The following is a 16316-nucleotide window of genomic DNA, read 5'->3' as shown; positions in this document are numbered from 1 at the left end:
GAGGGTCTCTTGAAGTTCAAGCCAATCTTTCTCGGCGCGGCGGCCGCGCTGCTGGTCGCGGGCGTCGTCGACGCGCGGGGCTTCGGCCTCGCCAAGGGCGATTTCCGTGGCTTTGGTTCGCTGCTGGAGTGGAAGCCCAAGTGCATCGAGCCCGTGCGTCCCTACGGCAAGGATCCGCGGGCCCTACGCGTCTACATGCGCGAAGTCGACGACTGGAGCGCTTGCGTCGACAGGCAGGCGGAAGCCGACGCGGCCTACGCCGTCGAACAGGTGCAGGACGGCCGCGACAAGGCCCTGCGCCGCATGCGCGAGCAGGTTCTTCTCGGTTACTGAGGCTCGCGCCCAGCTCCAGGAACGCGTGGCGCGAGCCCCGCGGAATGGCCTCAGTCCTGCTCTGCGGCGCGCTTGCGAGACTTTCGCCAGTTGTTCAGGGCGTCGTAGGCGCTTTCAAAATGAAGCGGAACGTCGACCAGATAGTCGTTGAAGCAGGCCGCCTTCAGAACATACTCGTACATCGTGTCCGGGACGATGTGCTCGGGCGGCTTGCGGCTGCTTCGCGTATAGGTGCGCGTCCCATCAGCTAGATGCGCCATCATGGCGAGATCCGACATCGTCCGCTCCTCGCAATTCAGCTCAACCAGCTGAAGGGATAGGTCGGCGTTGAAGGCGGTCTCGGTGAAGGCCATCGTGATCCAGACCGTCTTCAGGTTCTCACCCCTCAGGGTGGACTGGTCCATGTAGACGCCAAACGTGCTGGCGGCGGTCACCATGCGCCATTCCCCCGCGCATACGGGCGTGGCGGCGATTATTGCGGCCGCGAACGCCGCCCCGAATATCCAGCGCATACTGTCACTCCAGTTCAATGGCCGTCCAACCGGGGCGCTCCCAATCGACGTCCCCCTCCCCTCTACCGTGCTCGCGCGCGGCCGAGCGTCGACGCGATCGAGCGCGTCGAATCAACTTGAGCGTACAGCGCAAAGCGCGCGGCTCATCTCGCTAAGCCGCGCGGTTGGCTTCGAAACTGATCTGTCGAGGGAAGTGGTGGTGCCGCCTAGGTGACTCGAACACCTGACCTACGCATTACGAAATATAGTCTGGATTTTGTAGAACATCAACAAGCATATGGGGTTGATGCTTGTTCTGGGTTTGATGTTCTGAACCACCCATATTATTCCCAAATTGGCCCGCGTGCGCGATTTGGACGTTTCCTAGTTTAAGCGCTTTCGCGTGGGAAGCGGAAAAAATTCGACCTGCGCCATACCTGCATGAGCTGCCAAAAAAATAGGGGGGCAGACCCCACCAGCGCGCCGGGGTGATTGGCGCACGGTGGGGTCCGGTTTGGTCAGGCGACCGCTTGTTTAGCCGCTCCCGCCTCGACGTCCGTGAGCAGGGTGTCGTTGGCTAGCCGTCATGTGCCATGACTGCCATTGCGCGGGTTAGTAAAACAGATGCGGTCCGACTACCGAGAAGGCAATGACGAGCCCATTGGTAAGGTGCGGGGCAGCACCTAAATCCCCATGCAGGATGCCAATTAAGCCGTTCTCAGTCACGGCAGCTGCTCCAGAGTAACCAGGGGCGCTCGGCGCAGAGAGTTGTATGCTTTGGCCAACGATCTGTTCCACTTCAGCAGTCAGAGTCGAAGTGTCGAGCACCCCGCTCCCGATCCCCTTGAATCCGACGGCGTTTACAAGCTCGCCGCCTTGGGGAGCTACAATGGAAGCGACGTTGTAGGTGCCGAAGATGGCAAGAGCTGCCGCTTCGGACGCATCAAGCTCGATCGAGATCACATCTACGAGCATACCGTCTGGCCCAGTTACGACTTTAAAGCGCTGTATTCCGCGAGGCATAAGCGGGATTGTCAGGCCAGTTGTAACTACGCTCACTGACGTAGCCTCAAAGAAAGCAGGGATGGCAGGAGCCTTGGCCATACCCGTGATGATGTGTACGCAGGTGACGAGCCAGACTTTCTCGCCGTCGGTGACGAGGAAGCCGGTCCCTCCGTTGTCCTTGCATTGGAGCGGAATTGGAGTCGGCACAATCATCTCCACATAATTTCTGTAAGCGTTCGTTTCGGATTTAACCGCCTGTCTTGGATTTTGTAGAGGCGAGTGTGTGTTAGAAAATCTGCGCCAGCTTAGATTCACGAGCCGACGCTTGTCTTAGCGTCCTATGCGATAGCTGGCCTGCATGCACCTCGCCGCTTGATGCTCTTTACGTGCGGTTGGGTCAAAAAATAGGAACAAAGCCCCCATCTTCATACTAGATGGCTACCAGCGTAAGGTGGGGGCTTGGTCCATATCAGGCGACGGCTTGTTTGGCCGCCCCCGCCTCGACAGCCTTGAGCAGGGTGTCGTTGGCTAGGTGTGAGTAGCGCTGGGTCGATTGGTAGCTGGCGTGGCCCAGCACCTTGCCGACGGCAAAGAGGTCAACGCCGTTGTTGACCATGAACGACGCCGCCGAATGCCTGAGATCGTGAATCCGCAGGCCCGGCAGCCTCGCCACCCGGATGGCCCGTTGCCACCCGTGCTTGATGGACACGAAGGGCTTGAGGGTGTCCGGGTTGGGTACGAGCCATGGGCAGCCCTTGAAGCGAGGTATGGTCGCGATGACCGCCAGGGCCGCGCCCGAAAGCGGAACGTGACGCGACTTACCCGTCTTGCTGGTGGGGATGAACCAGGCCTTCCGCTCGGTATCGATATGCTCCCATTTGGCGTCGAGCAGTTCGCGCACACGCGCTCCCGTCAACAGCAGCAGGCCCACGATATGCTGGAGCTGGGGGTTGTGGGACTCGGCTACCGCCGCACGCAGCCTTGCCGCCTCCTCGGCCGACAGGAAGCGTTCACGGGCGTTGTTGAGCGGCTTTCGGGGCAGACCGCGCGTCGGGTTCCTTTCGCAACCGGGAATGTCCCAGCGCAGGCCAAGCTCGAAGGATCGCCCGAAGATGACCCGGATCTTCTCGACGGACGCCGGGGCTAGCCCTCCAGCCCCCTTTTCGCTGAGCCATTGGGCGACGGACCGGCTGTTGATGTCAGTCAGGCGTGTCTTCCCCCACTTCGGCAGGATGTGACGCTTGATATACATCTCCATCGTCGAATGGGACTTCAGGTCCTTGGCGTAGTCGAGGTGCATAGCCGCCAGCTCGCTGTATAGCGGGACAGCCTTGGCCTGCGCCTTGCCCGCGCAGGGGTCGCCGCCCATGACGACTTCCGACCGCAGTTGTATGGCCTTCTTCTTGGCGGCCGCAAAGGCGACGTCCTGAGCGCCGCCGATCTTGTATTGCCGCTGCGTACCGCTCTGGTTCTGGTAGCGAAGGTAGTAGGTCTTGCCGCCGCTGCTGCGGCATTCCAGCACGAAGCCGGTGACGATCTGGTCGTACCAGTCCGTCTTGCTCTTGCCGGGCTGGCATTGGGCGGCAGCGACGAAGGCGGCGTCGAGTTTGGCTTTAGGCATGGGTGGGTGTCCTTCCAAGGGTATGGGAGCCGGCGGGCGAGCGCCGGGGAGCCACGACTAGGCGCGGCGGGGCTGAGAGGGGTGCTAGCGGCCCACGAGGTGGCCGCAGGGGTGGCGCAGCGGGGGCGGGGATGGCTTGGGCCTGGAGGCGGTAAAAAGGTCCCAGAGGGGCGCGCTCGGAGGCCCTGGACCGAGGGGCGGCCGGGGCAGATTTTCAGAAAATCAGTTTCGCACGAGATCCCCAGAAGCGCCGTCGAGGGGCGCCCGCTGCGAAACTGAAAAGCTGAAAAACTGCGACGCTGACGGCCCTAAGGTTCGAGCTTCGTCTGGTCGATAAGCCGGTAGATGCTCTTGTTGTGGCCAGCCTTGACGTAGTTCCATAGGTGCTCGTTGGGGGTGTCTCCCGTGTAGCGTTCTAGAACCTCGACTGCCGCCCGCTTAGAGATGCCGCATTTTTCGCCGGCCGCCTTCGCCAACGCCATTTTCCCGTTCGTAAAGCCTCCCTGGATGAGTTGGACAATCGCGTCCATCACAAGGGGATCGCTGACCTCCTCGTGCTCGGGTTCGTAGTCGGCCAACTCGTCGGCAGGGATCGGGAGCGCCGAGGCCAGCTTCGCGTCGTAGCTGATGCCGGGCTCGACGCTGTAAGCGTAGGCGACCGTCTCGGGGCTATCGGCGCGGGCCTTCTTTCTGCTGAACTTCACAACCCGGCTTTCTCCGCCGGCCTTTGGCGTCATCGGCTGGGCGACATAGACGGCGTCGAAGTCTTCCAGGATGTCGGTGGTGCCTTGGTATTGTGGCGTCCCGTCGGCGTTCGGCCTTTTTGTGGTGTGGCCGAGGGCGAGGATCGTGCCGCCCGCCATGACATACTGGCGACAGATCTGGGCGAACTCACTCGACCGCTTCTTATCCATCAGGTCGGTGAACTTCTTCAGCGTGTCGATGATGATGCAGGTGCCGCGTGCTGAGCGCTCCTCGACCGCCTGGACAAGAAGCTCGACGAGTTGACCGGTCCGAAAGCCTCGCCACCCTGGGGCCAGCATGTGCGCTCCAGCTTCCTCCAAAAGCTTCGCTTTACCGGCGAGCCCATGACTGCTGTCGTCGGCGTTGATGTAATAGAGGTGGTCGGGATCAATCTTGCCTCGCTCGATCGCGTCCAGGCAAAGCTTTAGCGTAATCAAAGTCTTGCCGGTATTGGGCTCTGCGTAGATCATCGTCGCCTGCCCCCGCAGCACGAACTTGCCGAGCAGGGGCTTGGCTTCCGCCGCGCTGGCTTCGATCTCGTCCGCTTTGCCCAGCAAGCTGTACCGGCGAAAGGGACTGCTCTTTGCTGGCTTGCGTGGACCATCGGTGCGCTCGGCTGCCAATTCAGGTTCGAGCGATGGCTTTCCGATCTCGGTCTGAGTGGTGCGGGATTCCTCCTGAGCATTTATACGTGTGGGGACTTTGAGTGTCCTTGGGTCAATCTTCTGTGTATTGGTTACAGATTCTGGCATGATCTCAGCAAATCCCTGACATTGGCGAGTTGATGTTGTGTCTATAAGTCGCGATAGGTGTAACGGTATCGAGTTGGTGGCCGCTTGATGGCGGGTTTGTCTGTCTGACATCTCTGTTTCAGCGCAGTTTTTGCTGAAGTAAAAGCGGTTTAGGTTGCCAATATGAGTGGCATTAAGCGAAGGCGCTTTCAGTAGGACCTTGCCAAAATGGAATAGTCGCGCGGCGTCCGTTCGAGGTATCCAGATGCCTCCAGGGATCCGCCTGGGCTGCCAAGGAGGGGGGCGATGGCCGAGTTCGGGGAGTTGCGACTGGTTTGGCTGGAGGCGTTTGTGAAAGTCGCCGAGACCGGCAAGCGCACCGCCGCCGCCGAAGAGATGGGAATCCATCAAGGGACGGTCACCAAACACATCCAGAAACTTGAGCATTGGCTTGGTAGGGGATGGCTGTTGGATGATGGTGTGCCCGCGGGGCTTTTCCCCTGCGGGGAAATGTTCCTCCCGGTGGCCAAGCAGGTCCTTGAGTTGCTGAAAGACGCCCGTGGGCCGGAGGGAGTGCCGGTTGAAGCCCATACCCCCAAGGCGCCGCCCCGCAGCCCGCCGCCGAGCTTCTCCATCAAGGATCTGAAGGGACGCCTCCAGGCTGAAACGTCGGAAGACGACCAGGTCTGATGAAAAGTGTGAGCGGCCTAAGCTCGTCAGGCCGCCCACCTTCATCTCGAAGTCGTGGTGAGTTGGGGTGTTGTTTGCGGCCGTCGCTCAGGAGGGGCGTGGGAGTGTGCCCTCGGTATTAGGCTCGCCGCCGCCGACGCGACCCCGACAACGCCGATGGTGATGATGACGACCAAGGGGTGTGCTCCGACCAGCCCGAGCAGGCCCAGGCAGGCGAGGAGCGCCAACGTGTCGCCAGGCCGCTCAATGAAGGCGAAAAGCAGCGACAGCAGCAGCGCCATCACCAGCACGATCGCCGCTGCCTTGAGGACCGCCAAGGCCGCGCCCAGGACGAGCAAGGCAAGGATCTTGTTGGTCATGCGTCCCGATCCTTGGTGGGGCGGTCGCAGTAGGCGAGGCAATTGAAGCGCAGGCAGAAGTTCGTGCCTGGATCATCCGCCACGAACACCAACATGCCGAACTCGTCGGTCAGGATGTAGGCGATCTCAAACCATGAGCCGTGGTCGTTGATCCACTCGAACCCTGGCTGTTCAGCCTGGTCCCACGTTATCGGATAGCCGACGGCTTCGTGTATGGCCTCGGACGTGTCGCCGGGTTGGACAACGACGATCTGGAGAATGTCGCCGAGGGGCTGTTGGCGGTCTGTATCGACCTGCCAGACGCGAAGGCCAATAAGCGCGCGCAAGGTTGGATCTAGGGTGGGGTCGGTCAGGGCGGCGGTCACCGCGTCGCGATCGGTGAGCGAAAGCATGGCGCTCTCCTTTCTGGGCAAAGAAAAAGCCCCCGCGACGGTGGTCGCGAGGGCTCGGGATGTGGTTGGCGGATCTCGCCGCGAGGGCTAAGCGCCAGCTAGATAATTGTTCGTGTTATGGTTTCTTGCTGAAAGGCTAGGCGGCGTCCCCAGAAGCAATCGACTTCTTGCCTTGGGCTTGCCCCGCGTCAGCAGCAAGACAGCGCCACCAACCGCCAGGGCGACCGTGCCCCACAGCAAAATTGTCTCGTAGAGGACAATCCGGCTTTCGATCACGTCCAGGCTTGGGTGGGTCAGGGCGTAGGCGGTCACGGACTCGTCCGCCTTCTTGTATTCTGGGTCCTCGCTCCAGTTGAGGTCCTTGGACGACAGCACGATGCTCCTCCTGATATCATGCTGCTTGTAGTGATCTTTGAGTGGAAAGTAGTTTGTCGCCCAAAGTCCGCCTACGACGACGTAGAAAACGGCGATGGCGGATAGCGTCAATCTGACAGCATTTCGAGACATAGATTTCCTCTGGCTAAATCATTTTTACCGATCTCGATGAGAACTATGTTCTTCATCATATAAGATGCTCGGTTTTGCGCGTTCGGTGTGCTGGCGGTTGCTTCTCTTGCCTTGATAGTTGGGGTGCGTGTTGGCCTTAGCGGGCAAGTGCGGAAGCTTGTACGCCTCAAAATAACCCGTTCTGGGATATCCCAAGATCGGATTTAACGGAAGCGCCTCACCTCTCAGGGGCGCTCATTGCCGTCATCCGTCTTCACGCAGCGGCATCAGGAGTTCATTCAATTCCTCGTCGCGGCACGTAAGGCCGCCAACCTCACGCAGGTCGAGCTAGCCGCCCGCCTGGGGCGTCCTCAAAGCTTCGTGTCGAAGGTCGAGCGAGGGGAGCGTCGGATCGACGTGATCGAGTTCTGCCAGGTCGCAGAGGCGCTTGGCCGCGACCCGCCGGGGCTACTTAGGGAATTTGTCGATGGGAAGCGGCGCTGAGGCGCTGCTTATGGCGACTTGATAGCCTTGGCAGTCGTAGCTGCGCCAAGAGTTGACGCTGACCCCACTCCAAGATGCGGGCATTTGGCGTCATTCCGGCAACCTGCCCCTTCTGAGCGAAACGGCAGCTCTCAGTCGGGTTGTGCCGTCATGATTCAGATAACAAACGCACCTCTTCAAATTTCGCCAATTCCCACGTGAGTCTTGTGAATTTTCCATTTCTTCAACAGCTCGCGCTCGATAACTTCGTAGATGAAGGGCAATGGCGGTGGAGCTCCCTCTACTGAAGCGTTGTAGTCAGCCATTGCCTGAAGGACGTCGCCTACCGGAAATTGACGTCCACGTGCGGCTGAAATACGCATACGGATTGCCTCCATTGATGAGCAGGCTTGGTGGTGGGCCACGAGGGCGCCAACCACATCGGCTGACATCATGAAGACAGCGAGCGCCATGAAGGCGCGAATTGTCGTGCTTAGGACGCTCTGATCCAGGTGCGGTCCAAGAAAAAGAAATCCTAAGAACGCACTTACAGCAGCAATGACGAGAAAAAATACAGTAATGACAGCGCTTTTCTTTTGCGTCGCTGCGGAGAAAAACGCCGATTCGTCGATCATTTCGGCTAGGCGGCGCATTCCAGGGGCTGCACGCGTGGCGAAATTCTGATCGATAGTGACGGGCTTGATTGATGCTGAGCGAGGTGAAAAGGACGCCGTTATGAAGCTGCGTTCCGCGACCCGGTGACCCAAACCATACTCTATCTGGATCAGGCGACGCGCCTGCTCTCCATCCCCCCGATGCTTACGACAAGCCCAGTCGCTCCAAAGCCAGCTGCCGATGAGTAGCAATGTCAGCCCGCCGAGTACAACAAGTGTGTCAGAATCGTTAGTAAGTACGGAAACCATGGCGGCGGTGGCAATGATCAGTTGTAGGGCGATGCTTAGACAACGCAGCGCTATAGATCTCCCGAGCGCATCCCTCTGCTGTGTCAGTGTGTCATTCACCAATCCGACAGCAGCCAAGACCTCACGCACGAACGGCCCCTTCATTTCAGTATAGGCGTTAAGGTCATCGCAATGAGCGACCGCCGCCTTTCGCTTGAGGGCCTGATAGGCTWGAGCTTCCGATGGATGGACTTGAAGCCAATAGCGAAATGCCAACAAGTCGCTCCAAGCCTGATCGCCTTGAACGGTGATATGGGCGTTTAAGGCGGGCAGGTCGGCGGTCGCGTCTCGTTCTAGAAACGCAGAGACGTCGCCGCTAGGGACCCCTGGACGCCAGCCCGCAAGCCTTAATTTCTCGCACGTTGGTGAAACCGCGTCGCCGCTTGCAAGCCCAATCAGCACATCAACAACTGGCTTGGAGTCAATGCCGTCGATTGCGGTGCTTCCGACATGCTCCACCGCAACGCCGGGGCCAAGCGTCGATCTGAGCTCAAATAAAGCGTTCTTATATTCCCCCGCCCATTTTCCGGACCAAGCTTGTAGTTGAATGGTCATTTTCCCTTGGCCTTTCGCCAACGGCTTGTTGGCAATGTCGCTGGCGAAAACTCGATCTGGCAATCTGGGCCAGGCGCAGCCTACCGAGCTCCACGGTTAGCGTGCGCAGCCACCTTTGCGCAACTCAAGGTCAAGCTCTCCTCCGCATCGGTTTGCGCTAGTGTCGCCGGACGGGAAGGACCATCAGAGGCGCACCTTCAGTAGTCCGGATTTCGGCTTCGCCCCTTCAGGGTGGCAAGGGCCACTTGGTTGTCGCTGTGTCTGAAGGCGGGCCAATAGTCCGATGGCTCGGAGGCGCTGGGTGCAGGATCGGCCTGACCCCAGCCCCGCAGAAAGCTGCGCAGTTGATCGGTAGTAGCGAGCGAGGGGGGCGAATGACTGTTCTTCTGATTGATCAGCTCGCCGATCCCGAAAGCGCCAGCGAAGGATGCGAGATGAGCCGCGGAAAACACCGGCTTGCCTGCCTCGGCCGAGCGCGCGATCAGGATCGTCCGCACACACCAGGCAATGCGTCTATTGACGAGTTCGAAATCTGGTAAGGCGCGTGCAAAGCGAGCGAGCAGCCACCCGAGGTCGGACGCGGCCGCGATTTCGGTGTTGTAGGACGAGCGAAGCTTCAGCGTGTCCTTTAACGCCGGAAGCAGGCCTTCCGGGTCGTGGATCACCTTGGCTTCCAGCGCCAAGTGGCAGACGAACAGGTCACCTTTCCGTGCGCGATTGAAGAGATCGGCTTGCGGATAGAGCGAGAGCGACAGGTTGCCCATCGCCACATGACGTGGCGTGTCTTCGGAAGTCACTAGGAGCAGATCGACGTCGGAGCTTTCCTCGCCGTCCCCGCGGGCTCGACTGCCAAATAGCGCGACGGCCGAGATGGTCATCGCATGTCGCCGAAGGACGTCGTCATGCTTCCATTGCGCGCGACAACGCCTCCTTCGACATCTGGCGCGCGGCTGCGCGAGCCTGCTCCACCTCAACGCGGTTCTTCAACACCAGCTGCTGCTTCACGGGGGGGAGAACGCCTTCCTCGACATCAAGGTTGTGCTCTCGCATTAAGTAGAAGCTCAAGCTAAGGCGCGTAGGTATCTTCAGTTCTCCATCAGCCATCGCGTACTCAGTCGCGATCGCCTGCTGCTGCTCGGGTTCGAGCAGTGGGTTTGGGGTAAGGACGAGATTGATCGAGTGGGCCCACTCGAAATCGAGCTTGGGATCCACCGGCGAGGCGCTAAGGCCCGTCACCTTGTTGATGCGGTTAAGGCTGTAGTCGCGGAAGTCGTTGTGCTCTCGCGACCAAGACCGCGCATACCAACGTCCACGGCTGTGGGCCAACGCGTGCGGGGCAATCGTCCGGGCCGGCGATGTCGAACCTGTCAGGGAGTGGTACTCGAGCGTCAGCTCCTTCTTCTCGCGGATCGCGTCCAGGACCCGAAGGAGATGTTGGGGATCGGTGGTGCGCGTAGCCAGCGTGATAACCTCGGCCGGCGGCAAGGCGTCGAACCAAGTGTCCTCCTGGCGCATCCAGTTCGATTCGATCGCCGCGAGCTGCAGCAAGAACCGGTCTGTGGAATGGCCGATGAAGCGAGGCTCGTAGGTCTCCCTCCGGACGTAGGCCTTCAGGCCGGCGTCGTAGACTAGGTTACCGGGAGCTAGGGCTTCGTACTGAGCAATGTCGGCCGAGGCTTGCTGGTTTGAAATTCCGAAGCCGTCGGCGAGCGCCTTCCGATTGAAGCGCCCCTCCCAGAACAGCCGGAAATCAATGAATTCCAGCCGCCTTCGCACGCCCCATCGGAGCTGCTCCACGTCTTCGTTTGGCATAACGCATCCAGTTTCTTGATTCGACCCGTGCAGTTTCTTGACGGGTTTTGTCCATGTTGCTATAGTTTATCGACTTGTTCGGCTCGCGGGTCAAACCGCCGGGATCGGGCCAGTAGCGGCCCACGCCCATCAGGAAAGACCGAACATGAACGCGCCCATCCGAGACTACTCAAACCACATCCTCACCGAGGCCGACGTTCTTTTGGCCGACGTCGCCGCACGCGTGCAGCTGCCCCCGTCGTCGTACGAAATTGCCGGTCAGCGGTACAACACCCTGGCCAAGCACGTTGAACGCGAAGGCAGTCCGCTACGCGGCAAAGTCGACCGGGTCTATGCCCAGGGCGGGATTGCCACGGGCTCGGTCGTCGCCAACCGCGCGTCCAACGACGAATATGACGTCGACGCGATCCTCAGCCTCAACGTTTCGCCCGACAGCGATCCGAAGTGGGTGCTCGACACTCTCTTCGAGGCGGTTCGCGGAGAGAAGGGCTCGCGCTACTATGACGTGACGACGCGCTGTACCCGGTGCGTTCAGGTCACCTACAGCGACAAGATGCACGTCGATCTGACCCCGGTCGTGCAGTTGCTCGGCCGCCCGGACCGCGAGAGCGTTATCTTCCACCATCGCGCCGAAACGCCGCTGGTCCCCGGCTATCGCGTGATCGGCAACCCCTACGGCTTCGCGCAGTGGTTCAAGTACGAGACGCCGCCAGAAGTGCTCTTCGGCGTGGCGTTCGCCGACTATCAGCTCAACGAGATGCGAAAAGCCCTGGCGCGGGCAGAGACGGAGCCGCTGCCCGTTCAGATGAAGCCGCATGAAACGTCGCGCGCCTTGCTCAGCCTCCAGCTCACCAAGCGCTTCCGGAACCTGCGCTATAACGAACGCGAGGGTCGCTGTCCGCCCAGCGTCGTGCTCGCCAAAATGATCGCCGAGCACAAGGTCCAGCGGAGCGGCTTCGCTGCGGCGTTGCTTTCGCACGTGACCTACATCCGCGACCAATTCCGTACGGCTCATGATGCGGGCCGGCTCTATCACGCCGTGAACCCGGTCTGCTCGACCGACGTCCTGACTGACCGCTGGCCGGGCGATCTCTACAACCAGGGCATCTGGGTCCGCGATCTAGACCACTACGTCGCGCAGCTGACGTTCTATGTGAACGGTGCCCCCACCCTTGCCCAGCGTCAGGCGATCCTGGCCGATCTCTTCGGCGAGCAAGCGGCCAAGTCGGCCGTCCTGGATTTCGCCCAGCGGATGGGTCGCGACAAGGAGCTGGGCCAGAGCCGTTATACGCCCGGCACCGGCCGCCTGATCGTGCCTGCGAGCCCCGCGATCCTGTCGCCGTCGCTCGGTCGAGCCGAGCCTCGCACTGACTACTTCGGCGGCATCGCGTCGTGGCGCCGTTAACGATCCGCGAGCAGGATCAGCTGATCCGTCATTCCTGGCCAACGTTCAGGACCGTCATGGCCGGAAACCGGTTGGGTATCTGGCGCGGTACGATCCAGGGCCTGTCGCAGGTCTACGAAATTCAAATCGTCTACACGAGGCGGAAGCGGGAGACCGACCTCTTCGATTTTGCGATAGCGTGGTTTCCAGAAGTGACCGTCATCAGTCCGCCGCTGCAGCGGCGCGCCGATGCGCCGGAAATGCCGATCCCGCACATTTACACAACCGGTGAAAGCGAACACGACGTCCTGTGCCTGTTCGATCCCCGCGCCGACGGCTGGTCGCGGGATCAACCGATCGCCGATACCATCATGGTGTGGACCGCCAGCTGGTTGCGCTTCTACGAGGCTTGGCACGCCACGGGGATCTGGCACGGAGGCGGCGCGTCGCATGACCAGTTGGTGCCCCCCGCCGAAGTGGAGCGCGATGCGACCCTGCCATTGATCACGCGAAAGGCGAACGACCGCCGTTCCAACCTGCTCAATGGCGCGTCCCAAGACGTCCTTATCAACCAACTGCTGTGGTGCGAGCGTCTCTCGACGGCAGCGCAGTCCGCCATGGCGCTCGCAGCATGAGTACTTCTCCAAAGGCCACGCTTGTCCGGTCGCCCGACCGCCGGTCAGAGGGAACGATCCAGCAGGCCCGCGTGAAACTGCCTTGGCCGAAGGATCGCCTTTTCCGTATCTTGTCGATCGATGGGGGCGGGATCAAAGGCGTGTTCCCGGCCGCCTACCTCGCCGAAATCGAGAAGCGCTTCCTGGGCGGCGGCTCGGTCGCGCGCCACTTCGACATGATCGCCGGAACGTCGACGGGCGGTATCATCGCGCTCGCTCTCGCCCACGGCATGTCGGCGCAAGAGGCCCTGGCGATCTACACCGAACGGGGTGGGCGCATCTTTCCGCAGCTGAAGGGCTGGCCGAAATGGCTGCGCGCGGCGCGCTGGGTGTTTAGGCCAAAGCATGACCAGTCGGTGCTCAAAGCCGAACTTGAGGCGGTCTTCGGAGAAAAGCTCCTCGGAGCTGCGGCGAACCGGGTCGTCATTCCAAGCTTTGAGGGTCTTTTTGGCGAGCCCTTCCTCTATAAAAGCCCTCACCATCCCGACTATCAGCTCGACCGCTACAAGCGCTTCGCGGACATTGCGCTCCACACGACGGCCGCGCCGGCCTTCTACCCCGCGGTCGACAACGCTGGCCACGTCATGATTGACGGCGGCGTCTGGGCCAATAACCCGGTCATGAACGCCCTCGTCGATGCGCTGGCCTGCTATGACATCCCTCGCGAAAACATCAGGATCCTGACGATCGGGACAGGCGAGAAGGCATTCACAGTCAACAAGCGCGCGCGTCAGGGCGGCATCTCGCATTGGGCCTTCATGCGCGCCTTCGAGGCGGCTGCGCGCGCGCAGTCGAAGAATGCTTTGGGTCAGGCCTATTTGCTGGTGGGTAAGAACAACGTCTTGCGGATCGATCCGCCTGAGTCAGACAGACCGATCGCCCTGGACGACGTGGCGCGTTCGCTGGCTGAACTCCCGTCTGTTGCCCGCAGTCTGGCCGAGGGGTCAGGCCACCACGTCCAGGCGACATTCCTTCAGGATGTCGTCGACCCCTTCGTTCCCTGTCCCAAGCGCACGGTGTAGGCCGCGCGCGGGAGGCCTGATCCGGCGGGCTGGCCCGCACTTGCATGGGCCTGTCGACCCGGAGCGGAGATGTTCGCGCCGCCGTCGAGATGCTGAATTTCCGAAGGTCGCCTAGGAGTCATGGACGGCCGCTGGCAAACGCCCATCCTCGCCAAAGCCACACCCACTAGGACCCCAAACCGCGACCGGGTTTAAGGCCCTTCCGGTAGGGTCGAACTCGTTGTCCTGCTGGAAGTGGTGGTGCCGCCTAGGTGACTCGAACACCTGACCTACGCATTACGAATGCGCCGCTCTACCGGCTGAGCTAAGGCGGCCCACGGCGCTTCGGCAGAATCGCCGGGCGCGAGGAGCGGCCTATTTAGCGGGGCGCGAGCCGCTTGCCAAGCGCCGTCGTGCGCTTGTGTTGCGTCGGGGCGCCGGAGCGGGGCCGGGGGCGTCGGGCGAGGGCGGATCATCGAGCTCGCCGGGGTCGTCGAGGGCCGGGTGGTCGAGGAACGGGATCAGCGCTCCGCCGGTCTCGGCGGCGTGCACGAAGGCGGTGGATTCGGCCAGGGTCGACTGGGCGTAGGCCGAGGGCAGCTGCGGCAGGTCGCTCATCGTGCGCTCGCGGCGCTCGAAGCGCGGGTGGATCAGCTCGCCGGTCTCGGCGTAGCTGGCGGCCAGGCGCGCCCAGTCCTCGCGGCCGTAGGCGAAGGCCTGGCCCTCGGGGTCCAGATCGCTCCAGTCGGGCTCCTGCGGGGCGGCCACGCCCCGGGCGACCCAGGCGCGGGCCTCGTCGGGCTCGCCGCAGGCGAAGGCGACGCGGGCCATCAGGCCGGCCAGGCGGGCCGTGGGCGCGGCCTCTTCGGGCAGCAGGCGGGCGGCGGCGCGGGCGGCGACGGTGTCGCCGGCGATCAGGGCGCTTTCGACCTTGAGAAGGCGGCTCTCGCGGGCCTCGGGCTTGAGCTGGGCGAGGGCGGAAAGGCGGGCGGCGCGGGCCTTGGGCGTCTCGCTGGTCTTCAGGTCGCGATAGGCCAGCCACAGGGCCGGATGCGGCGCGCCTTTCCAGGCGGCCTCGATCAGGGTTCCGGCCTTGGCGGCCTTGCCGTCGGCGGCCAGCAGGCGGGCGGCCATGACCACGCCGGGGGCGAAGTCGGGCTTCAGCTTCACCGACTGCAGGGCGAAGTCGAGGGCCTGGTCGAGCGCCTTGGGATCGTCGCTGTCCTCCAGGTTCGCCGCCGAGGCGGCCAGCAGCGCGGCGCGGGCGCGTTCGGCCACCAGCGGCGAGACGATCTTGCGTTCCTGGCCGCCTTGGACCAGCTGCAGGGCCGCGGCCCAGTCGCCGGCCTCCAGGCGGGCTTCCAAGAGGGCGCGCCAGGCCCACAGGGCCGAGCGGGCCAGACCATAGGCGGTCTCGGCGTGGCGCAGGGCCAGTTGGCGGTCGCCTTCGGCCAAGGCCAGCTGCATCAGGCCGCGCAGGCCGGCCAGGCGCATCTCGGGAAAGCCCAGCATCGCGTTCCAGGCCTGGCGGGCGGCGACGGTGTCGCCGGCGGCCTCGGCGGCCTGGGCGGCCAGCACACGGACGAGGGCCGGAGCGTCGTCGGTCAGGTCGGCGGCCTTCTGGGCCAGGCGACGGGCTTCGGAACCGTCGCCGGCGGCCACGGCGAGAAAGCCGCGCGACAGGGCCTCGGTCGCCTGCTTGCGGCGGGCTTCGGCGCGGGCGCGGGCGGCGCGGCGGGGGGCCTCGATGATCCACAGCAGGCCGCGCCACAGGGCGGCGGCGGCCAGGGCCAGCAGGAGGGTCAGGAGGGCGGCGGCGGCGGCCGTCATCTCGACCCGCCAGCCCAGCCATTCCAGGCTGGCCGCGCCCGGCTCGCCGGTCAGCGAGACGACGATGACGGCGATGACCGCGATCAGGACGAGGGCGAGGAGGGCGCGGATCATTCGGGCGCTCCGGCCAGCCGGGCGTTGTCCTGGGCGCGCGAGACCTGCATCAGGCCGGCCAGGGCCTCGTCGCGGACGGCGGCGACCAGGCGGTCGATCTCGGCGCGGCGCTCGGCCTCGGCCCGCCAGGCGGCCAGCACGGGACGGGCGCCGGGCGGCAGGGCGTCGAGGGCGCGCAGGGCGCCGGTCAGGTCGCCGGCGTCGAGCCGGGCCTGGGCGCGGGCCAGCAYGGCGTCGGGGCCGTTTCCGGCGGTCGAGCCGACCTGGCGGATGGTGACGACGCGCGAGAGGGCGTGCTGCAGCTTGGCCAGGGCGCCGGCGTCGGGGCCGGGCTCGTGGGCGGCCACCGAGGCGCGGCCGGCCAGGTCGTCGAAGCCGGCGGCCAGGCCCGCGAGCGTGGGCGCGCCCTGGCGGGCCAGGCGTTCCAGCGCGCGCACCTCCGACGACGGCGGCAGAACGCGTTCGAGCGCGGCGACGGCGTCGGCGAAGGGCTCTCCGCCCTGGGCCGCCTGGGCCAGGCTGGCGGCGGCCAGGGCCGCGCCGGCGGCGTCCAGCGTGCGGCGCTGGCCCGATTCGAGCAGGGCGATGCGCGCCTCCAGCCGGTCGACCTCGGCGGAGGGCGAGGGCGCCGGCGGGGCGGCGACCACGC

At 63.2% G+C, this 16316-nt stretch carries 18 protein-coding genes and 1 tRNA gene; 6 read left to right on the top strand and 13 right to left on the bottom strand.

All coding sequences use genetic code 11. The features are described 5' to 3' along the window. Positions 1–9 precede the first annotated feature (9 nt). The gene (locus tag AC1DCG_RS13860; RefSeq protein WP_477029380.1) at positions 10–333 is read left to right on the top strand and encodes a hypothetical protein; all 324 of its coding nucleotides are present in this window, start codon (positions 10–12) and stop codon (positions 331–333) included. Between the two features lie 50 nt (positions 334–383). Here AC1DCG_RS13860 and AC1DCG_RS13855 read toward each other — a convergent pair whose 3' ends face one another. From AC1DCG_RS13855 to AC1DCG_RS13840, 4 genes are all read right to left on the bottom strand, one after another. Next, positions 384–845, bottom strand: coding sequence for a surface-adhesin E family protein (locus AC1DCG_RS13855; RefSeq protein ID WP_477029381.1), 462 nt, complete (start codon positions 843–845; stop codon positions 384–386). A gap of 591 nt (positions 846–1436) precedes the next feature. After that, on the bottom strand, positions 1437–2042 hold the full coding sequence (locus AC1DCG_RS13850; RefSeq protein ID WP_477029382.1) for a trypsin-like peptidase domain-containing protein: 606 nt from the start codon (positions 2040–2042) through the stop codon (positions 1437–1439). A gap of 256 nt (positions 2043–2298) precedes the next feature. Beyond that, the gene (locus AC1DCG_RS13845; RefSeq protein ID WP_477029383.1) at positions 2299–3450 is read right to left on the bottom strand and encodes a tyrosine-type recombinase/integrase; all 1152 of its coding nucleotides are present in this window, start codon (positions 3448–3450) and stop codon (positions 2299–2301) included. A gap of 308 nt (positions 3451–3758) precedes the next feature. Then, the gene (locus AC1DCG_RS13840; protein WP_477029384.1) at positions 3759–4946 is read right to left on the bottom strand and encodes an AAA family ATPase; all 1188 of its coding nucleotides are present in this window, start codon (positions 4944–4946) and stop codon (positions 3759–3761) included. Positions 4947–5231: 285 nt separating this feature from the next. Between AC1DCG_RS13840 and AC1DCG_RS13835 the strand changes: the two genes are divergently transcribed. After that, positions 5232–5615, top strand: a complete 384-nt coding sequence (locus AC1DCG_RS13835; RefSeq protein ID WP_477029385.1) for a LysR family transcriptional regulator — start codon at positions 5232–5234, stop codon at positions 5613–5615. Positions 5616–5656: 41 nt separating this feature from the next. On the opposite strand, the gene AC1DCG_RS13830 is transcribed toward AC1DCG_RS13835, so the two are convergent. From AC1DCG_RS13830 to AC1DCG_RS13820, 3 genes are all read right to left on the bottom strand, one after another. After that, positions 5657–5974, bottom strand: a complete 318-nt coding sequence (locus AC1DCG_RS13830; protein ID WP_477029386.1) for a hypothetical protein — start codon at positions 5972–5974, stop codon at positions 5657–5659. Beyond that, positions 5971–6366: a hypothetical protein gene (locus AC1DCG_RS13825; RefSeq protein ID WP_476870023.1), complete on the bottom strand. Its 396-nt coding sequence runs from the start codon at positions 6364–6366 to the stop codon at positions 5971–5973. The genes AC1DCG_RS13830 and AC1DCG_RS13825 overlap by 4 nt, the downstream gene beginning before the upstream one ends. A gap of 87 nt (positions 6367–6453) precedes the next feature. Further along, positions 6454–6852 carry a hypothetical protein gene (locus AC1DCG_RS13820; protein WP_476870022.1) on the bottom strand — a complete coding sequence of 133 codons (399 nt, stop codon included), beginning with the start codon at positions 6850–6852 and terminating at the stop codon, positions 6454–6456. A 258-nt stretch (positions 6853–7110) separates the two neighbouring features. Between AC1DCG_RS13820 and AC1DCG_RS13815 the strand changes: the two genes are divergently transcribed. Beyond that, positions 7111–7356: a helix-turn-helix domain-containing protein gene (locus AC1DCG_RS13815; RefSeq protein ID WP_476870021.1), complete on the top strand. Its 246-nt coding sequence runs from the start codon at positions 7111–7113 to the stop codon at positions 7354–7356. Between the two features lie 176 nt (positions 7357–7532). On the opposite strand, the gene AC1DCG_RS13810 is transcribed toward AC1DCG_RS13815, so the two are convergent. The 3 genes from AC1DCG_RS13810 to AC1DCG_RS13800 all read right to left on the bottom strand — a co-directional run bounded on the left by AC1DCG_RS13810 (position 7533) and on the right by AC1DCG_RS13800 (position 10664). Next, positions 7533–8852 carry a GrpB family protein gene (locus tag AC1DCG_RS13810; protein WP_477041520.1) on the bottom strand — a complete coding sequence of 440 codons (1320 nt, stop codon included), beginning with the start codon at positions 8850–8852 and terminating at the stop codon, positions 7533–7535. A 197-nt stretch (positions 8853–9049) separates the two neighbouring features. Beyond that, positions 9050–9730: an anti-phage Hailong system nucleotidyltransferase HalB gene (gene halB / locus AC1DCG_RS13805; RefSeq protein ID WP_477036689.1), complete on the bottom strand. Its 681-nt coding sequence runs from the start codon at positions 9728–9730 to the stop codon at positions 9050–9052. A gap of 22 nt (positions 9731–9752) precedes the next feature. Then, positions 9753–10664: a helix-turn-helix transcriptional regulator gene (locus AC1DCG_RS13800; protein WP_477029389.1), complete on the bottom strand. Its 912-nt coding sequence runs from the start codon at positions 10662–10664 to the stop codon at positions 9753–9755. 145 nt (positions 10665–10809) lie between these two features. On the opposite strand from AC1DCG_RS13800, the gene AC1DCG_RS13795 reads away from it, so the two are divergent. From AC1DCG_RS13795 to AC1DCG_RS13785, 3 genes are read left to right on the top strand one after another with little or no spacing between them, the layout of a single operon-like run. After that, the gene (locus AC1DCG_RS13795) at positions 10810–12069 is read left to right on the top strand and encodes a nucleotidyltransferase domain-containing protein (RefSeq protein WP_477029390.1); all 1260 of its coding nucleotides are present in this window, start codon (positions 10810–10812) and stop codon (positions 12067–12069) included. Further along, positions 12057–12683: a type II CBASS E2 protein gene (locus AC1DCG_RS13790; RefSeq protein ID WP_477029391.1), complete on the top strand. Its 627-nt coding sequence runs from the start codon at positions 12057–12059 to the stop codon at positions 12681–12683. The genes AC1DCG_RS13795 and AC1DCG_RS13790 overlap by 13 nt, the downstream gene beginning before the upstream one ends. Further along, positions 12680–13744 carry a CBASS cGAMP-activated phospholipase gene (locus AC1DCG_RS13785; RefSeq protein WP_477029392.1) on the top strand — a complete coding sequence of 355 codons (1065 nt, stop codon included), beginning with the start codon at positions 12680–12682 and terminating at the stop codon, positions 13742–13744. The genes AC1DCG_RS13790 and AC1DCG_RS13785 overlap by 4 nt, the downstream gene beginning before the upstream one ends. A gap of 238 nt (positions 13745–13982) precedes the next feature. On the opposite strand, the gene AC1DCG_RS13780 is transcribed toward AC1DCG_RS13785, so the two are convergent. The 3 genes from AC1DCG_RS13780 to AC1DCG_RS13770 form a co-directional block, all read right to left on the bottom strand. Continuing rightward, positions 13983–14058 (bottom strand) — tRNA-Thr (locus AC1DCG_RS13780). A 40-nt stretch (positions 14059–14098) separates the two neighbouring features. Further along, the gene (locus tag AC1DCG_RS13775; protein ID WP_477029393.1) at positions 14099–15667 is read right to left on the bottom strand and encodes a heme biosynthesis HemY N-terminal domain-containing protein; all 1569 of its coding nucleotides are present in this window, start codon (positions 15665–15667) and stop codon (positions 14099–14101) included. Next, on the bottom strand, positions 15664–16316 hold a 653-nt coding region (locus AC1DCG_RS13770; protein ID WP_477041519.1), incomplete at its 5' end, for a COG4223 family protein. The genes AC1DCG_RS13770 and AC1DCG_RS13775, both read right to left, overlap by 4 nt.

The organism is Caulobacter sp. 10L414 (assembly GCF_056395525.1).
Note: the sequence above shows the minus strand (reverse complement) of the source record. Positions and strands in the feature narration are given on the sequence as shown.

Coding starts and splice junctions, on each gene's coding strand:
- AC1DCG_RS13825 (WP_476870023.1), bottom strand. CDS start 6,366: ATGCTTTCGCTCACCGATCGCGACGCGGTGACCGCCGCCCTGACCGAC.
- AC1DCG_RS13775 (WP_477029393.1), bottom strand. CDS start 15,667: ATGATCCGCGCCCTCCTCGCCCTCGTCCTGATCGCGGTCATCGCCGTC.
- AC1DCG_RS13785 (WP_477029392.1), top strand. CDS start 12,680: ATGAGTACTTCTCCAAAGGCCACGCTTGTCCGGTCGCCCGACCGCCGG.
- halB (WP_477036689.1), bottom strand. CDS start 9,730: ATGACCATCTCGGCCGTCGCGCTATTTGGCAGTCGAGCCCGCGGGGAC.
- AC1DCG_RS13795 (WP_477029390.1), top strand. CDS start 10,810: ATGAACGCGCCCATCCGAGACTACTCAAACCACATCCTCACCGAGGCC.
- AC1DCG_RS13840 (WP_477029384.1), bottom strand. CDS start 4,946: ATGCCAGAATCTGTAACCAATACACAGAAGATTGACCCAAGGACACTC.
- AC1DCG_RS13845 (WP_477029383.1), bottom strand. CDS start 3,450: ATGCCTAAAGCCAAACTCGACGCCGCCTTCGTCGCTGCCGCCCAATGC.
- AC1DCG_RS13835 (WP_477029385.1), top strand. CDS start 5,232: ATGGCCGAGTTCGGGGAGTTGCGACTGGTTTGGCTGGAGGCGTTTGTG.
- AC1DCG_RS13850 (WP_477029382.1), bottom strand. CDS start 2,042: ATGATTGTGCCGACTCCAATTCCGCTCCAATGCAAGGACAACGGAGGG.
- AC1DCG_RS13800 (WP_477029389.1), bottom strand. CDS start 10,664: ATGCCAAACGAAGACGTGGAGCAGCTCCGATGGGGCGTGCGAAGGCGG.
- AC1DCG_RS13830 (WP_477029386.1), bottom strand. CDS start 5,974: ATGACCAACAAGATCCTTGCCTTGCTCGTCCTGGGCGCGGCCTTGGCG.
- AC1DCG_RS13855 (WP_477029381.1), bottom strand. CDS start 845: ATGCGCTGGATATTCGGGGCGGCGTTCGCGGCCGCAATAATCGCCGCC.